The sequence below is a fragment of the Pseudomonas citronellolis genome, assembly GCF_001586155.1.
Lineage (GTDB): Bacteria > Pseudomonadota > Gammaproteobacteria > Pseudomonadales > Pseudomonadaceae > Pseudomonas > Pseudomonas citronellolis.
In genome coordinates this window covers 2,423,444-2,437,875 of record NZ_CP014158.1, presented here as the reverse complement: position 1 = coordinate 2,437,875, position 14,432 = coordinate 2,423,444, and the positions used below count along the sequence as shown (strand labels likewise).

Here is a 14,432-nt window from a genome sequence, read left to right as displayed (position 1 = left end):
GGCCAGCCCTGCATCACCCATGCCTCCCTCGTCCGCGCGGACCAGGACCCGGTGCAGGCTTGCCAGCAGAAGGATTGCGCCACGACTCAACCTTCGCCCCGTAGTGTTCCGAAATGCGTGCTCTTCATTGGTTTATCGCTCTTTTACTTCTTGTGCTGATCGTTCCCCTCGCCCACGCCGATGACTTCGATGCCCGGCAGTGGAGCCGCTACTCGCCCGCATCGGCCCAACCAGTACCAGCGGACTGGTCTAGCGCCGTCAATCCGGACACGCGCCAGCTCATCGTCGCCCGCGCGCACCAACTCGTCGGCCAGCGCTACCGCCGGGGCGGCGAATCGGAGGAAACCGGGTTCGATTGCAGCGGCCTGCTGGTCTACCTGTATCGCAGCGTCGCCGACCAGCGCCTGCCACGCACCACCCGGTCGATGATTGCGCGGCGCGACGCGACTATCGCCCGCCACGAACTACAGCCTGGCGACGCCGTGTTCTTCAGCCACAACGGCAGCGATAGAGTCAGCCACGTCGGCCTCTACATCGGCGACAACCGCTTCATTCACGCCCCCAGCACGGGCAAGAAGATCCGCATCGACTCCCTCGCCTCCCCCTACTGGAAGCGTGCCTACGTCACCGCGCGCAATTTCAGCGGCTGATGGAATCGGCGCCATCGGGAATATCACCGCCCAGGTGCGGGCGTAGACGCAGTGAAACCAACGGAATAGCGCCGGGAGCGCCCGTGGAGCCGAGGGCGCAGGCCTGGGTTGCCGACCTTCTGCGGAGGCCCAACCGAGCCCCTGCCGGCGTAGCGGGATGCGTTTGGCCGATGGAAAGGCGTTTGCCTGCGTTGAGGGCTGGTATCGGGGGTTTGCTGCTGGATCACCGCCCAGGGCCATCGAGGCCCTGGGCGGTGAAGGTCCCGATCCAGTGGATGGAAAGGCTGCTCCGCTTGAGTGAACGGCATTGCAGCCTAGATCGGGCTGACTCGTCAGCTCCGGCCGATCACTGCTTGGCCTGGGCTTCCACTTCGGCTTCCACGCGACGGTTGACGGCGCGGCCTTCGGCGGTGCCGTTGTCAGCGACCGGGCGGCTCTCACCATAACCCACGGCGCTCACGCGGCCGCCTTCCACGCCGTACTCGTTGACCAGCACGTCACGAACGGCGTTGGCGCGACGCTCGGACAGCCTCTGGTTGTAGGCGTCGGTGCCGACGGAGTCGGTGTGGCCTTCAACGGTGGTGGAGGTGGACGGGTACTGCTTCATGAAGTCGGCCAGGTTCTTGATGTCCGCGTAGCTGTTCTGCTTGACCCTGGACTTGTCGAAGTCGAACTTGACGTCCAGCTGGACGCGCACGGCCTCGGCCACGACCGGGCAGCCGTTGGCGTCGACGGTGACGTTGGCCGGAGTGTTCGGGCACTTGTCGACGTTGTCGCAGACGCCGTCGTGGTCTTCGTCGGAGCAGACTTCGGCGACCGGCTCGGTCGCCGGGGCCGGCTCGGTCGCCGGGGCCGGCTTGGAACCGCCGCCGAAGTTCAGGCCGACGCCGACGCCGGCCATCCACTCGCCCTGGTGGCCGTTGTCGCGCTTCTCCAGGCCGTACTGGCCGTCGAGGCCGGCCCTGGCATAGAAGTTCTCGGTGAAGTAGTACTTCAGGCCGGCGCCGATGTTGGCCATGGTCAGGTTCTGACGGCCGCCGTTCTCGCTGTTGACGTTGGTCAGGCTCTGGTGGCCGATGCCGGCGGAGAGATACGGGCGCAGGCCCGCGCCGGGAGCGCCGAAGTGGTAGATGGCGTCCAGCGAGGCCAGGCTGCCATGCACCTTGGCATTGCCGCTCGCGGAGGTGCCGCGCAGGTCGTGGTACTCACCGTAGGAGAGCGCCAGCTCGACGTCGTCGGTCAGGAAGTAGCCGAGGGAGCCGCCGTACAGGTCGCCGTTCTGCATGTTGCGATTGCTGTCGGTGAAGTAGCGCTTGCCGAAAGCCTCGACCTCGACCGAATTCCGGCCTTGGGCGAAGCCATCCATGGCAGACAAGGCGACCACGGCACCCACAACGACGCCTAAGGTGTTTCTCGATTTCATTCACGCGATCCTTTCAATAAATACAGGGCACAGGTTCAAGCAACAGCCGAAGACCCACACCCGATGATTGAGTGTGAATCTTTCATCCACGACAGGGGCGAAGTTCCATTTCCTGGAGTCTTTTCCTCGAAATATCCACGAGGCAAGACCGGCGCCATTCAAGTTGTTTCAAGCCAAGCAAATGCTATCGGCAGGTCCCGAACCGGTTCCGGGCAGCCAGGATGGTATCCAGGTGAACTCCGGCAGCACCATGCGACGCCGTCTGATTTCTTCGCCCCACCATTCCGCCGAGTACGACCACCCCAGGCTACGGACGGAAGTAGCGGCCAACCCTCCTTGCCACTACACGCTGCGATCATCTTCCAGGCATATCAGCGGACATCGACTTCAGAACGCGCGCAGGAAGTGCATCGACCCAGTAGCGGCGGCCATCAGGCCGATCCCGATATCTCCCCGGAAGAGACGCATGGAACGGCCTTTTCCAAGGAGGCCACCCCGCCTGCCGCGCGATCCCGGCATATCGAATTGACGAAAAGTAAGGCGCCGATCCAGGCCATTTTAGAACTCGTCAGATACCTGCCCCGCAGGGCGCGGCCCTACTCTTCTCCCCGCAAGACGACGCAACTTCTTCTAAACAGATCAGCGCTGAATTTCTCCTTCGGAAATCCACCGGAGAACTGTTTCTCAAGCGCCGAAAGCGACCCTGAAGACTCATGTCGCCCGCCCCGCGGGTATCGGCACTTTTCGAGACGCTTGTGGGTTCGCGCCTGCTGCAGGATGCGGGAAGAGGGTTGGCCCTGTAACTATCTGACTATCCGTACCTAAATGAAAAATCTGATCGATAGCAAAATAAATTTCTCGGTCGTGACCGAAGACTCCCTCATACAGGCATATACCCTGGATGCAAGCCAGGCCGCGCCTGAACAAGTCCTGATGAGCAAGCCTGGCAACCTGTACGTATTGCAGGAGCCCCAGCATGCTTCCCTGAGCGATGCGCTGGTTGCCGAACGCTCCGGAGAAGACCTGCTGTTGGCTTTCCGATCCCAGGAGCAAGCCCGCCCGGCGCTGAAGTTCGAGCAGTTCTTCAGCCACGACGCCCGCCTGCATGTCCTCAAGCATGACGGCGAGCTCCTGCGCGCCATGATGGGCCAGGACGACCCGCAGCAAGGCCCGGTCGCCTTCGACCTGCAGGCAGCGAGCGCCACTGAACAGCAGGTGGTCAGCCCGGTTCTGGGCCTGCTGCTGCCTTCCGCCGAAGTCGCCCCCGCCGCGGAACCCGAGCCCCAAACCGGCGCCGCCGCGGCCCCCGTACAACTTGCCGCGCTGAACGTCGCTCCGCTGTCCGCCGAGCCGCCGCAGATCACCCATGCCATCGACCAGATCGGCGCCCGCCAGGGCTCGCTCGCCTCCGGCATCCTCCGTGCCGTCGCGGGCCACGTCGAGGGCTAGCGGCTCGCCGTCGCGCCCGGGCAGCGGGTGGTCAGGGGGGGGCGGCGGCCGGCCGCCGCGGCTCATGCCGTGGCGGGCAGGTCCGTGGCGGCGCTGCCGTGCAGCACCTGGCGGGTGCGCTCGGGGGCGATCAGGCGCAGGCCGAGCAGCGCGCAGACCACCAGCAGGCGCACCTGCGCTGTCTGCACCGGCACGCCGCGCTTGAGCAGGCGCCGCGACCAGGCCGAAACGCCGAGGTTGAACACGATCACGCCGAGGGTCGCCGCCATCGCCGTGCAGCCCGATTGCAGCGGCGTCATGCCCAGGCCCTTCTGCAGGTACACCGGCACCCAGCTGTAGACCAGCGCGTTGGGCAGGTACGCCAGGGCGCATCTACACCTTCTTCACCAAGACCGGAACCCCGGCCATCGAGGTGGAGGTGTTCGACGACTACGACAGCCGATGCAGCAGCGTCCGACATTACGTCGGCCCCGGCTTCGGCGAATGGCAATGCCTATAGGGCTCAACCAACCGAGGTATACTAGGCGCCATCTGGCGACACCGGTTGCCCGCGACGTCCCCAAACGCCCTTTACCGGGCGTTTTTTCATGCCGAATACTGATTTTAAATGAATTTTTCCCATAGATTTTCCGTGGCACCGATGATGGACTGGACCGACCGCCACTGCCGGTTCTTCCTGCGCCAGCTGTCGAGCCATGCCCTGCTCTACACCGAGATGGTCACCACCGGGGCCTTGCTGCATGGCGATGCCGCGCGCTTCCTGCGCCATGACGAGTGCGAGCACCCGCTGGCGCTGCAGCTGGGCGGCAGCGTGCCGGCCGAGCTGGCGGCGGCGGCGAAGCTGGCGGAGGCTGCGGGTTACGACGAGGTGAACCTGAACGTCGGCTGCCCCAGCGACCGGGTGCAGCACAACATGATCGGCGCCTGCCTGATGGCCCATCCGGCGCTGGTGGCCGAGTGCGTCCTGGCCATGCGCGAGGCGGTTTCCATTCCGGTCACGGTCAAGCACCGCATCGGCATCAACGGGCGCGACAGCTATGCCGAGCTGTGCGACTTCGTCGGCCAGGTGCGCGAGGCCGGCTGCCGCAGTTTCACCGTGCATGCGCGCATCGCCATTCTCGAAGGGCTTTCGCCCAAGGAGAACCGCGAGGTTCCGCCGCTGCGCTACGAAGTGGCGGCGCAGCTCAAGCGGGATTTCCCGGGCCTGGAGATCGTCCTCAACGGCGGCATCAAGACCCTGGCCGAATGCCAGGAGCACCTGCGCACCTTCGACGGCGTGATGCTCGGCCGCGAGGCGTACCACAACCCCTACCTGCTGGCCCAGGTGGACGCCGCGCTGTACGGCGCCGAGGCCCCGGCGATCAGCCGCGCCGAGGCCCTGGCGCGGATGCGTCCGTACATCCAGCGGCACATCGCCGAGGGCGGCGCCATGCACCATGTGACGCGCCACGTGCTCGGCCTTGGCCAGGGTTTCCCCGGCGCGCGGCGCTTCCGCCAGCTGCTTTCGGTGGACGTGCACAAGGCCGCCGATCCGCTGCGGGTGCTCGACCAGGCCATCGAACTTCTCGCAGGCCGCTAGGTCCCGTTGAGCGCGGGGTTGCGCTCGGGTAAGGTCATGGGGATCGCACTCGGAAGACCTGCCATGACCTCCAAGCTGGAACAACTGAAGCAGTACACCACCGTCGTCGCCGATACCGGCGATTTCGACGCCATTGCCCGCCTGAAGCCGGTGGATGCCACCACCAACCCCTCGCTGCTGCTCAAGGCCGCCGCCCTGCCCCGCTACGCCGAGCACCTGGCCCGCGCCACTGCGGCCAGCGGCGGCGACGCGGGCCTGGCCTGCGACCGCTTCGCCGTGGCGGTGGGCAAGGACATCCTCGGGGTCATTCCCGGTCGCGTCTCCACCGAAGTGGACGCGCGCCTGTCCTTCGACACCGAGGACACCCTGGCCCGCGCCCGCCGGCTGGTCGAGCTGTACGACGAGCAAGGCGTCGGCAAGGATCGCGTGCTGATCAAGATCGCCGCCACCTGGGAAGGCATCCGCGCCGCCGAGCAGCTGGAGCGCGACGGCATCCAGACCAACCTCACTCTGCTGTTCTCCTTCGCCCAGGCCGCGGCCTGCGCCGACGCCGGGGTGTTCCTCATCTCGCCCTTCGTCGGCCGCATCTACGACTGGTACAAGAAGGCCAACGCCCGCGATTACGTCGGCGCCGAGGACCCGGGCGTGCAGTCGGTGTCGCGCATCTACCGCTACTACAAGGCCAACGGCTACCGCACCGTGGTGATGGGCGCGAGCTTCCGCAACCTCGGGCAGATCGAGCAACTGGCCGGCTGCGACCGCCTGACCATCAGCCCGGACCTGCTGCAGCAACTGGCCGACGCCCAGGGCGAGCTGCCGCGCACCCTGCAGCCCGGCGGCGGCGAGGCGCGCCAGGTGCTGGACGAGAGCGCCTTCCGCTGGCAGATGAACGAGGACGCCATGGCCACCGAAAAGCTGGCCGAGGGCATCCGCCTGTTCGCCCGCGACCAGGAGAAGCTGGAAGCCCTGCTCGGCGGCTGCTGAAACCCACGCGCAGCAAAACGAACCGGCGCCCCAGGGCGCCGGTTTGCGTTCTATCTATCGACGGGCTCCGGCGGATCAGTGGTGCTCGAGGGCACTCACCAGGTCGTGGAAGGCTTCACGGTTGGACTCGTTCAGGCCCATGAGGATGCGGTGGGCCTCCAGCACCTTGCTGCGCACCACTTCCTCGGACTGGTCCTGGGGCGGCAGGTCGGTGAGGTAGTCCGTGCAGGGGATGGGCCGGTCGACGATGTTGAACACCTGGTCGAAGCCCATGGACTGCAGCAACCGGGTGATGTCCGGGTTGGTGGTCACCAGGGTCGGCAACAGCCCCACCTTCTGCCGCGAGAGGATCGACAGCTTGGCCAGCAGGCCCAGGGTGGTGCTGTCGATGCTCTGGGTTTCCGTGAGATCGATGATGATCGCCGTGAAATTCAACGCGGCGAAGATTTTTTCAATGGTGGCATCCAGCGCCGAACACAGGGTCAGTCGGACTTCGCCCACGAACTTCAGGACGAATGAGCCATCCTGCTCGGCGAACTGGATTTTACCGGTACTCATGCAAGGTTCCTGCTCAACACCAGCAAGGCGATATCATCCGGCATCTCGGACAACTTGGCCAGCCCGAAGACCTGGCGCAGGCCGTCCAGCGTCCCGCCGGCGGCGACGACCTGCTCGGGCAGGGCCGTCTCCTTTTCTTTCAATGTAGCCCCGGGCAGCACATCCAGTATGCCGTCGGAGAACAACGACAGGCTGAAGGACCTGGGCAGGTCCATGGTCCGGTCGTCGTAGGTGGCGTCCTCGAACAGGCCCACGGGCAGGCCGCGGCCCTCAAGGTAGCGTGCTTCGCCGTCGACATAGAGTACCGGCAGCGGCAGGTGGCCACCGATGCTGTAGGTCAGGCGATCGGTTTCCAGGTCGATCACCCCGCCGAGCATGGTCACGTGCTTGCCCAGCTTGGTGTTGATCAACCCGCGGTTGATGTGCCCGAGCACCTCGGAGGGCTTGAACTCGGGCAGCGTGCCCGCGCGCCGCGACTCGTACAGCAGGCGGGTGGTCATGAACTTCAGCAGCACGGTCACGAACGCCGAGGAGGCGCCATGGCCGGAGACGTCGGCCAGGTAGAAGCCGATGCGCCGTTCGTCGACACGGAAGTAGTCGACGAAGTCGCCTGACAGGTACAGCGACGGGATGATCTGGTGGGCGAACTTCAGCCCCTCGGCTTCCCAGGGCGTCACCGGCAGCATGTTCATCTGCACCTGGCGCCCGGCGTTCTGGTCTTCCTGCAGCAGGTTCAGGCTGGCCTGCAGTTCGCGGTTGGCGGCTTCCAGCTTCTCGCGGTAGCGGCGGTTCTCCGAACGCAGGTAGGCGCGGTCCAGGGCGCGGCGCACCGAGTGCTCCAGCACGGCCAGGTCTTCCAGGGGCTTGATCAGGTAGTCCGCGGCGCCCAGGCGCAGGGCCTCGACCACGTCGCTCATCACCCCGGCCCCGGAAAGCACGATGACCGGCGTTTCCACCGCCATCTCGCTGACCCGGCGGATCAGCTCCAGGCCGTCCATCTGCGGCATGCGCAGGTCACAGATGACCAGGTCGGGCAGTTCGTGCTGGAAGACCTGCAGGCCCTGCTGGCCGTTGGTCGCCTGCAGGACTTTGAAACCACTGTCTTCCAGGTAGGCCGCGAGGCTTTCGCGAACGGCCTCGTCGTCATCGATGATCAGCAGCGTGGCACTGGGTTTGTGCATGGGTTATCCAGGCAAACGGCGCCGGAGGTGGTGGAGTGGGCGCGCATGGCTATGAAAACGGCGCGGGTCGGGTGCGACAAGGCGCAGACACTACTCCCATCCGCCCAAGGGTTCAAGACGGCGGCACGGCGCGCTTGCGGCAGCCCCGGGGCGGATGGGTGGCGGGTGTGTCAGAAGTCGTCTTCGACCTGGCCGTCCTTGACCTTGAACTCGCGGTTCTGCAGGTAGGCGTTGCGGATGAAGTTGTACTTGTCGCCGGAAATCAGCTTCTCGGACCTGAGCAGGTCGGCGCGGGTGTCGACCACGTCCACGGCGCGGATGCTGTTGCGCACGGACACGTCGTCGATGTACGGGTACATGCCGGTATAGGCGTCCGGGATCTTCGACGGCGCGTCGCGCAGGGTGCTCGGGCCCAGCAGCGGCAGCATCACGTAAGGGCCGCTGCCCACGCCCCAGTAGCCGAGGGTCTGGCCGAAGTCCTCGTCGTTGCGCTGCAGGCCCATGCGGGTGGCCACGTCGATGAAGCCGGCCAGGCCGAAGGTGGTGTTGAACAGCAGGCGGCTGGTGTCGACGCCGGCGTGCTCGAGCTTGCCCTGCAGCAGGTCGTTGGCCAGGTTGCGCACATCGCCGATGTTGCTGAAGAAGTTGTGGATGCCGTCCTGCACGAAATTCGGCGTCACCTTCTGGTAACCCTGCGCCAGGGGCTTGAGCGCATAGGTGTCGAGGGTGTCGTTGAACACGAAGATCGGGCGGTTGACGCTCTCCCAGGGGTCGTCCTCGCTCGCGGCCTGGGCCAGGAAGGGGAGCATGGCCAGGCTGGCTCCGGCCAGCAGGCGAGCGGTGCGCTGCATCCAGTTGACGCCGTGTGGGCGCATCGGGTTTCTCCTTTGAAAGTCTCATGAGGCCGCCGCCGCGGCCTCGAACCGCTGCGCAGTATATAGTTCCAAGTTCGATTTGCAGACATCGGATTGTTTCTAACGCCTTCGCACCCGGCGCGCGGCCGGAAGCGCCGCCCTCCCCTCACGATAGCCAAGAGCCAGCTTTTGTGCCGATGCGACGCTCTTGCCGACTGCCTCGGAAGGCTCTTCGTAGGAGCGAGCTTGCTCGCGAACGGTGTTTGCCTGGGGCTGCGGTGCTGGGCCAGCACCCAAAGCTCCCTGGAAATCCGTAGGGCGCATAACGCCTATGGCGTTATCCGCCGTTTGACCTTGGTTACCGGCCCGCTCGGCGTCGAGCCTGGCGCTGGTCACGCATTCCCCCGGACCGACCGAGGCAGGGTCGATGAGAAAGGTGAGGCGGCGGATAACCGCGAACGGTTATTCGCCCTACGCTACTGGAAGCCCGAATCGCGGGCAGAGTCCGCTCCTACGGTTACAGGGAGGCACGGGCGTTCGAGGAACTGCCCCGGCTCGCCCGGCAGCTTCGCGGCCAGGCCGCCCTGGCGGATGTCCCCGGCCAACTGGTCGCGGATGCGCAGGTAATGCAGGGATCGTTCGGCCGCCCTGGCGGGCTCTCCAGCGAAAGGCGCGCCATTATAAAGGCAGCGGGCCCGCGCGCAGGCCGGCTTCACCGGATCGTCACAATGCGCGTCTAGTCTGGCCTAGACCATTGTCCAGACACCCCGCCATGCCCGCCTCGACCGCCGCCGACCTGCCCCGCTTCACCTCCCTGCTCTTCGGACTCGCCGGCGACCTGGTGGACTTCGGCGCCCGCACCCTGCCCCGCGCCCTGCAGGCCAGCTACCCGGACTGCCCGCAGGAACGCCTCGCCGAGGCCGCCACCCTGGCTCCGCAGCAGGCCCTGGGCCACGTGCTCGGCCGCCTGCCCAGCGCCGAGGAGGTCGCGCGCTTCCGCAAACGCCTTGCCGAAGCCGCCGACGCCCATGCCGAGCCCATCGCCGAAGCCCTGCCCGCCCTGCACCAGCTGAACCGCCAGGGCGTGCCCTGCGCCTGGCTGGAGGAACTGCCGGAGCCGGCCAGCGAACGCCTGGCCGCCGCCCTCGACGGCGCCCTGGACAGCGGCATCGCCCACGCCGGGCGGCCCTGGCCGGCGCCGGACGGCTGCTGGCGCGCGCTGATGGAGCTGGGCACCCCGCAACTGGACGGCTGCGTGCTGGTGAGCAGCCAGCCGCGGCTGCTCCAGGCCGGCCTCAATGCCGGGCTGTGGACCATCGGCCTGGCCGCCAGCGGCCCGCTCTGTGGCCTGTCGATGCGCGACTGGGAGGCGCTGGACGGCAACCAGCGCGACCTGCGCCGCGCCCAGGCGACCTTCGGCCTGTACCGCCTGGGCGTGCACTCGGTCATCGACCACCTGGGCGAGCTGGATTCCTGCCTGCTGGACATCGCCAGCCGCCGCGCCAAAGGAGAAAAGCCATGAACCGCGCCCGCCACGCCTTCCTCGACGAGCTGGCCGAACGCTTCGCCAGCCACGGCGCCGAGCCCTACGGCGAATCGGTGAGCCAGGCCGAGCACGCCCTGCAGTGCGCCACCCTGGCCGAGCGCGCCGGCTGCTCCGACGCCCTGGTGATCGCCGCGCTGCTGCACGACATCGGCCACCTCTACGAGAACCCCGACGAGATCGAGGCCCGCGACCTGCGCCACGAGGAAGTCGGCGCCAAGCTGCTGCGCGAGCTGCTGCCCGAATCGGTGTGGCAGCCGGTCCGCCTGCACGTGGCCGCCAAGCGCTACCTGTGCGCGGTGGACGCGGCCTATCACGCCGGCCTGTCGCCCGCCTCGCGGCACAGCCTGGCGCTGCAGGGCGGGCCCTTCGACGAGCGCGGCGCCAGCGCCTTCCTCAGCGCCCCCTACGCCCAGGACGCCGTCACCCTGCGGCGCCTGGACGACCTGGGCAAGGACCCGGCCATGCGCACCCCGGAGCTCGCGCACTTCTTCCCGCTGCTGGAGCGCCTGCTGCGCATTGACGGGCATCAGACACGGTTGCGTTCGGCGGGTTAAGCTGTGTGGCATGGAGATGGATTTTTCGCCGCCGCGCGGCGGTCCATCCTGGGTAGCCACCGCAGAAGGAAACCACCATGCCGACACGTCAACTGCGTGAAGAACTGCAGCGACTGCGCGACCAGCTGGAACAGCAGCCGCCGCTGAGCGAAGAGCAGCGCGGGGAGCTGGAGACGCTGATAGAAGACATCGAACTGCAACTGGCCAACGAGGAAGCCCTCGCCGACGACAGCCTGCTGGATGGCGTCAACCTGGCGGTGGAGCGCTTCGAGGTCAGCCACCCGACCCTCGCCGGCACCCTGCGCTCGATCATGCAGAGCCTGGCCAACATGGGCATCTGAACCCTTCCCCCGGCGGCCCGCCCCCTCTTGGCGCGGGCCGCATCGCCTTTACCAGAGCGGCAATGTGTAACTAATGATGACGCGGGTTTCGTCCACGTCGTTGCCGAAGTCGCTGCGGAAACTGCCGTTGCGCACCTTCAGGCCCAGGTTCTTCAGCGCCCCGCTCTGCACCACGTAGCCGATGTCGGTGTCGCGTTCCCATTCCTTACCGTTGCCCCGGCCATCGAGCAGGTCGATGTTGTCGCCGCGCAGGTAGCGCGTCATGAAGGTCAGCCCGGGCAGGCCGACGGCGGCGAAGTCGAAGTCGTAGCGCAGCTGCCAGGAGCGCTCGTCCTTGTTGGCGAAGTCGCCGATCTGCACGAAGTTGGTCAGGTACGGGTCGGTGCCGGCCAGGTAAGCGTAGCCGGTGTCGCCGGACATGCGCTGGTAGCCCAGGCCGAAGCCATGGCCGCCCAGGCGATAGGTGAACAGGGCGTTGAGCGCGCGGTTGTCGACGTTGCTGCCGCCCTCGTCGGTGGAGCGCGCCCAGCGGATGTCGGACTTCAGCGACTGGTCCCTGGCGATCGGCAGGACGTGCACCAGGCCCAGGTAGTGCTGGCGGTAGAAGTCCTCCAGGTTGCCGTAGTGGTAGCTGGTGCTCAGGTTGTCGCTCCAGCGGTAGCTGCCGCCGGCCAGGTTGAAGCGGTCGCTGGTGCTGTGCCGCCCGGGCTGGATGTTGCGCTTGTTGCCGCGGGTGATGCTCAGGTCCTCGGCGTTGCTCGAGTCGCGCTGCTTCACCTGGCGCAGCTGGCCGAGCTGCACGGCCAGGCCGTCGATCTCGTTGATTTCCGCCAAACCGCCCTGGAAGGTCTGCGGGTGCAGGCGGGTGTCGTTGTACTGCACCACCGGCAGCCTGGGCGTCAGGGTGCCGATCTTCAGCGTGCTGTTGGAAGCGCGCAGCTTGGCGGTCAGGCCCAGGTCGGAATAGTCGTCGGCGGCGCGGCGGTCGCCGGCCGAGTACGGCAGCAGGCCGGAGCCGGAGCGGTCCGGGCTGGAATCGAGCTTGAGCCCGAGCAGGCCCAGGGCGTCCAGGCCCACGCCGATGCTGCCCTCGGTGTAGCCGGACTCGTAGCGCAGCAGGAAGCCCTGGGCCCACTCCTCCGAGTACGACTGGCTGGCGCCGGCCTGGCGATAATCGCGGTTGAAGTAAAAGTTGCGCAGTTCCAGGCTGGCCTTGCTGTCGCCGATGAAGTCGGCCTGGGCGCAGAACGGCAGGCAGGCGGCGACCGAGGCCAACGCCCGTGCGGGAAGATTTTTCATTGTTGTTGTCTCTTCGTTCGGTGAGGTGAGGCGGCGCCCTCCTGCGGCGCCGCGTGAGAATGGCGATCAGTCGGCGAGCATGCCCTCCAGGCGCTGGCGCACCAGGGCGCGGGCCTGTTCGACGATGCCGCGCAGCAGCTCGGCGCAACTTGGCTCGTCATCGATCAAGCCCTGGACCATGCCGGCCGACCAGATGCCCAGGTCGGTGTCGCCCTGCTCGTAGACGCCGCGCCCGCGCTGGCCGCTGACCAGCGCGGCGATGTCGGCGTAGGTGGCGCCGCCGCCTGCCTCGATCGCCCGCACTTCCTGGCTCACCGCGTTGCGCGCCACCCGCGCGGTGTTGCGCAGGCTGCGCATGATCAGGTCGGTGGAACGCTCGTCGGCGGCGCGGATGGCCGCCTTCACCTGCGGGTGGATCGGGCATTCGCGGGTGCTGAGGAAGCGCGTGCCCATGTTGATCGCGTCCGCCCCCAGGGCCAGCGCCGCCACCAGCCCGCGGCCGTCGGCGAAGCCGCCGGAGGCGATGATCGGCACCCGCAGGCGGTTGGCCGCGACCGGGATCAGCACCAGCCCGGGGATATCGTCCTCGCCCGGGTGGCCGGCACACTCGAAGCCGTCGATGGACACCGCGTCCACGCCCAGTTGCTCGGCCTTGAGCGCATGGCGCAGCGAGGTGCACTTGTGGATCACCTTGACGCCATGCCGGCGCAGCTCGGCGATGTGCTCGCCGGGGTTGTTGCCGGCGGTCTCGACCACGCCGATGCCGGCCTCGATGATCGCCGCGCGGTACTCGGCATAGGGCACCGGCTTCTGCGTCGGCAGCAGCGTCAGGTTGACGCCGAAGGGCTTGTCGGTCAGCTCGCGGCAGCGCGCGATCTCCCCGGCCAGCGCTTCCGGGCTCGGCTGCGTCAGCGCCGACAGCGTCGCCAGGCCGCCGGCGTTGGCCACCGCCGCGGCCAGCTCGGCGCGCCCCACCCACTGCATGCCGCCCTGCATGATCGGGTGCTCGACGCCGAAGGTCTCGGTGAAACGGGTGTTGAAGATGCCCATGACGCCTCCGTGGTCAGATCGGGTCCCAGGAGAACACGTCCGGGCTGCGCGCCAGGTCCATGAAGCTGCCGCGCAGCGCCGGCATGCCGTGCTCGGCGATGCTCTGCGGCGTCCAGCCGTGCTCGCTGTGCACGCTGCGCAGCGGGCGGCTCTGGCTCATCAGGAACAGCTCGTGGTTGCGCGCGGCGAACACCTGGCCGTTGACCTCGCGGGCGGCGTCGGAGGCCAGGTACACGGCCAGCGGCGCGTTCTTGTCCGGGGTCATGCGCTGCAGCTTCTCCACCCGCGCCTTCTGTTCCGGGGTATCGGCCGGGATGGAGTCGGTCATGCGGCTCCAGGCGAAGGGCGCGATACAGTTGGAGCGCACCTTGTAGCGCTGCATGTCGAGGGCGATGGACTTGGACAGCGCGACTATGCCCAGCTTGGCCGCCGAGTAGTTGGCCTGGCCGAAGTTGCCGATCAGCCCCGAGGTGCTGGTCATGTGCACGAAGGCGCCGCTGCCCTGTTCGCGGAAGCGCTCGGCGGCGGCGCGGCTGACGAAGAAGCTGCCGTTGAGGTGCACGTTGATCACCGACAGCCAGTCCTCGGCGCTCATCTTGTGGAAGATGGCGTCGCGCAGGATGCCGGCGTTGTTCACCACTATGTCCAGCCGGCCGAAGGCGTCCAGGGCGCTGGCGACGATGCGCCGGGCGCTGTCCCAGTCCGACACGCTGTCGGTGTTGATCGCCCCTTCGCCGCCGCGCTGGCGGATCAGCCCGAGGGTTTCCTCGGCCGGCGAGGCCGAGCCGCCCTCGCCGCCCAGCGACACGCCGATGTCGTTGATCAGCACCTTCGCCCCGCTGTCGGCCAGGGCCAGGGCGATCTCGCGGCCGATGCCGCCACCGGCGCCGGTGACGATCGCTACCTTGCCTTCGTTCAGTCGTTCGGTCATCGCTCTTTCCTCTCGTATGGATTCGGCTGCGGC

Annotated in this window: 15 protein-coding genes; 7 read left to right on the top strand and 8 right to left on the bottom strand. The window is 67.2% G+C overall.

Annotated features, from left to right (window positions below):
* Positions 1-113 precede the first annotated feature (113 nt).
* On the top strand, positions 114-650 hold the full coding sequence (locus PcP3B5_RS11050) for a C40 family peptidase (RefSeq protein ID WP_082816291.1): 537 nt from the start codon (positions 114-116) through the stop codon (positions 648-650).
* A gap of 346 nt (positions 651-996) precedes the next feature.
* Here PcP3B5_RS11050 and PcP3B5_RS11045 read toward each other — a convergent pair whose 3' ends face one another.
* Positions 997-2,073 carry an OmpA family protein gene (locus PcP3B5_RS11045; protein WP_061561269.1) on the bottom strand — a complete coding sequence of 359 codons (1,077 nt, stop codon included), beginning with the start codon at positions 2,071-2,073 and terminating at the stop codon, positions 997-999.
* Between the two features lie 825 nt (positions 2,074-2,898).
* On the opposite strand from PcP3B5_RS11045, the gene PcP3B5_RS31355 reads away from it, so the two are divergent.
* A complete protein-coding gene (locus PcP3B5_RS31355; protein WP_145923879.1) occupies positions 2,899-3,522 on the top strand; it encodes a hypothetical protein in 624 nt (207 codons plus the stop codon).
* 62 nt (positions 3,523-3,584) lie between these two features.
* On the opposite strand, the gene PcP3B5_RS11035 is transcribed toward PcP3B5_RS31355, so the two are convergent.
* Positions 3,585-3,845, bottom strand: coding sequence for a hypothetical protein (locus tag PcP3B5_RS11035; protein WP_061561267.1), 261 nt, complete (start codon positions 3,843-3,845; stop codon positions 3,585-3,587).
* A 284-nt stretch (positions 3,846-4,129) separates the two neighbouring features.
* Between PcP3B5_RS11035 and dusA the strand changes: the two genes are divergently transcribed.
* A complete protein-coding gene (gene dusA / locus PcP3B5_RS11030; protein ID WP_061561266.1) occupies positions 4,130-5,101 on the top strand; it encodes a tRNA dihydrouridine(20/20a) synthase DusA in 972 nt (323 codons plus the stop codon).
* A 63-nt stretch (positions 5,102-5,164) separates the two neighbouring features.
* Positions 5,165-6,085 (top strand): transaldolase, encoded by a 921-nt coding sequence (tal, locus tag PcP3B5_RS11025; RefSeq protein WP_061561265.1) that lies wholly within the window; start codon positions 5,165-5,167, stop codon positions 6,083-6,085.
* A 75-nt stretch (positions 6,086-6,160) separates the two neighbouring features.
* On the opposite strand, the gene rssC is transcribed toward tal, so the two are convergent.
* The 3 genes from rssC to PcP3B5_RS11010 all read right to left on the bottom strand — a co-directional run bounded on the left by rssC (position 6,161) and on the right by PcP3B5_RS11010 (position 8,699).
* Positions 6,161-6,643: an anti-sigma factor antagonist RssC gene (gene rssC / locus PcP3B5_RS11020; protein WP_061561264.1), complete on the bottom strand. Its 483-nt coding sequence runs from the start codon at positions 6,641-6,643 to the stop codon at positions 6,161-6,163.
* The gene (rssB, locus tag PcP3B5_RS11015; protein ID WP_009619157.1) at positions 6,640-7,824 is read right to left on the bottom strand and encodes a two-component system response regulator RssB; all 1,185 of its coding nucleotides are present in this window, start codon (positions 7,822-7,824) and stop codon (positions 6,640-6,642) included. Before rssB ends, rssC begins: the two co-directional genes overlap by 4 nt.
* Positions 7,825-7,994: 170 nt before the next feature.
* The gene (locus tag PcP3B5_RS11010; RefSeq protein WP_061561263.1) at positions 7,995-8,699 is read right to left on the bottom strand and encodes an MlaA family lipoprotein; all 705 of its coding nucleotides are present in this window, start codon (positions 8,697-8,699) and stop codon (positions 7,995-7,997) included.
* A 751-nt stretch (positions 8,700-9,450) separates the two neighbouring features.
* On the opposite strand from PcP3B5_RS11010, the gene PcP3B5_RS11005 reads away from it, so the two are divergent.
* The 3 genes from PcP3B5_RS11005 (at position 9,451) to PcP3B5_RS10995 (ending at position 11,119) form a co-directional block, all read left to right on the top strand.
* On the top strand, positions 9,451-10,200 hold the full coding sequence (locus tag PcP3B5_RS11005; protein ID WP_061561262.1) for an HAD superfamily inactivated hydrolase PcrP: 750 nt from the start codon (positions 9,451-9,453) through the stop codon (positions 10,198-10,200).
* Entirely contained in the window at positions 10,197-10,778 is a 582-nt protein-coding gene (locus PcP3B5_RS11000) for a phosphonate degradation HD-domain oxygenase (protein ID WP_061561261.1), read from the top strand. Before PcP3B5_RS11005 ends, PcP3B5_RS11000 begins: the two co-directional genes overlap by 4 nt.
* Before the next feature lie 77 nt (positions 10,779-10,855).
* Positions 10,856-11,119, top strand: coding sequence for a DUF4404 family protein (locus PcP3B5_RS10995; RefSeq protein ID WP_009619150.1), 264 nt, complete (start codon positions 10,856-10,858; stop codon positions 11,117-11,119).
* 48 nt (positions 11,120-11,167) lie between these two features.
* Here PcP3B5_RS10995 and PcP3B5_RS10990 read toward each other — a convergent pair whose 3' ends face one another.
* The 3 genes from PcP3B5_RS10990 to PcP3B5_RS10980 form a co-directional block, all read right to left on the bottom strand.
* Positions 11,168-12,418, bottom strand: a complete 1,251-nt coding sequence (locus PcP3B5_RS10990) for an OprD family porin (RefSeq protein ID WP_061561260.1) — start codon at positions 12,416-12,418, stop codon at positions 11,168-11,170.
* A gap of 66 nt (positions 12,419-12,484) precedes the next feature.
* A complete protein-coding gene (locus PcP3B5_RS10985) occupies positions 12,485-13,468 on the bottom strand; it encodes an NADH:ubiquinone reductase (protein ID WP_061561259.1) in 984 nt (327 codons plus the stop codon).
* Between the two features lie 13 nt (positions 13,469-13,481).
* Entirely contained in the window at positions 13,482-14,399 is a 918-nt protein-coding gene (locus PcP3B5_RS10980; protein WP_061561258.1) for an SDR family NAD(P)-dependent oxidoreductase, read from the bottom strand.
* Positions 14,400-14,432: the final 33 nt, after the last annotated feature.

What these genes read in the sequence shown, in the direction of transcription:
- PcP3B5_RS11050 (WP_082816291.1), top strand. Translation starts at nt 114, where the DNA reads ATGCGTGCTCTTCATTGGTTTATCGCTCTTTTACTTCTTGTGCTGATC.
- PcP3B5_RS11045 (WP_061561269.1), bottom strand. Translation starts at nt 2,073, where the DNA reads ATGAAATCGAGAAACACCTTAGGCGTCGTTGTGGGTGCCGTGGTCGCC.
- PcP3B5_RS31355 (WP_145923879.1), top strand. Translation starts at nt 2,899, where the DNA reads ATGAAAAATCTGATCGATAGCAAAATAAATTTCTCGGTCGTGACCGAA.
- dusA (WP_061561266.1), top strand. Translation starts at nt 4,130, where the DNA reads ATGAATTTTTCCCATAGATTTTCCGTGGCACCGATGATGGACTGGACC.
- tal (WP_061561265.1), top strand. Translation starts at nt 5,165, where the DNA reads ATGACCTCCAAGCTGGAACAACTGAAGCAGTACACCACCGTCGTCGCC.
- rssC (WP_061561264.1), bottom strand. Translation starts at nt 6,643, where the DNA reads ATGAGTACCGGTAAAATCCAGTTCGCCGAGCAGGATGGCTCATTCGTC.
- rssB (WP_009619157.1), bottom strand. Translation starts at nt 7,824, where the DNA reads ATGCACAAACCCAGTGCCACGCTGCTGATCATCGATGACGACGAGGCC.
- PcP3B5_RS11010 (WP_061561263.1), bottom strand. Translation starts at nt 8,699, where the DNA reads ATGCGCCCACACGGCGTCAACTGGATGCAGCGCACCGCTCGCCTGCTG.
- PcP3B5_RS11005 (WP_061561262.1), top strand. Translation starts at nt 9,451, where the DNA reads ATGCCCGCCTCGACCGCCGCCGACCTGCCCCGCTTCACCTCCCTGCTC.
- PcP3B5_RS11000 (WP_061561261.1), top strand. Translation starts at nt 10,197, where the DNA reads ATGAACCGCGCCCGCCACGCCTTCCTCGACGAGCTGGCCGAACGCTTC.
- PcP3B5_RS10995 (WP_009619150.1), top strand. Translation starts at nt 10,856, where the DNA reads ATGCCGACACGTCAACTGCGTGAAGAACTGCAGCGACTGCGCGACCAG.
- PcP3B5_RS10990 (WP_061561260.1), bottom strand. Translation starts at nt 12,418, where the DNA reads ATGAAAAATCTTCCCGCACGGGCGTTGGCCTCGGTCGCCGCCTGCCTG.
- PcP3B5_RS10985 (WP_061561259.1), bottom strand. Translation starts at nt 13,468, where the DNA reads ATGGGCATCTTCAACACCCGTTTCACCGAGACCTTCGGCGTCGAGCAC.
- PcP3B5_RS10980 (WP_061561258.1), bottom strand. Translation starts at nt 14,399, where the DNA reads ATGACCGAACGACTGAACGAAGGCAAGGTAGCGATCGTCACCGGCGCC.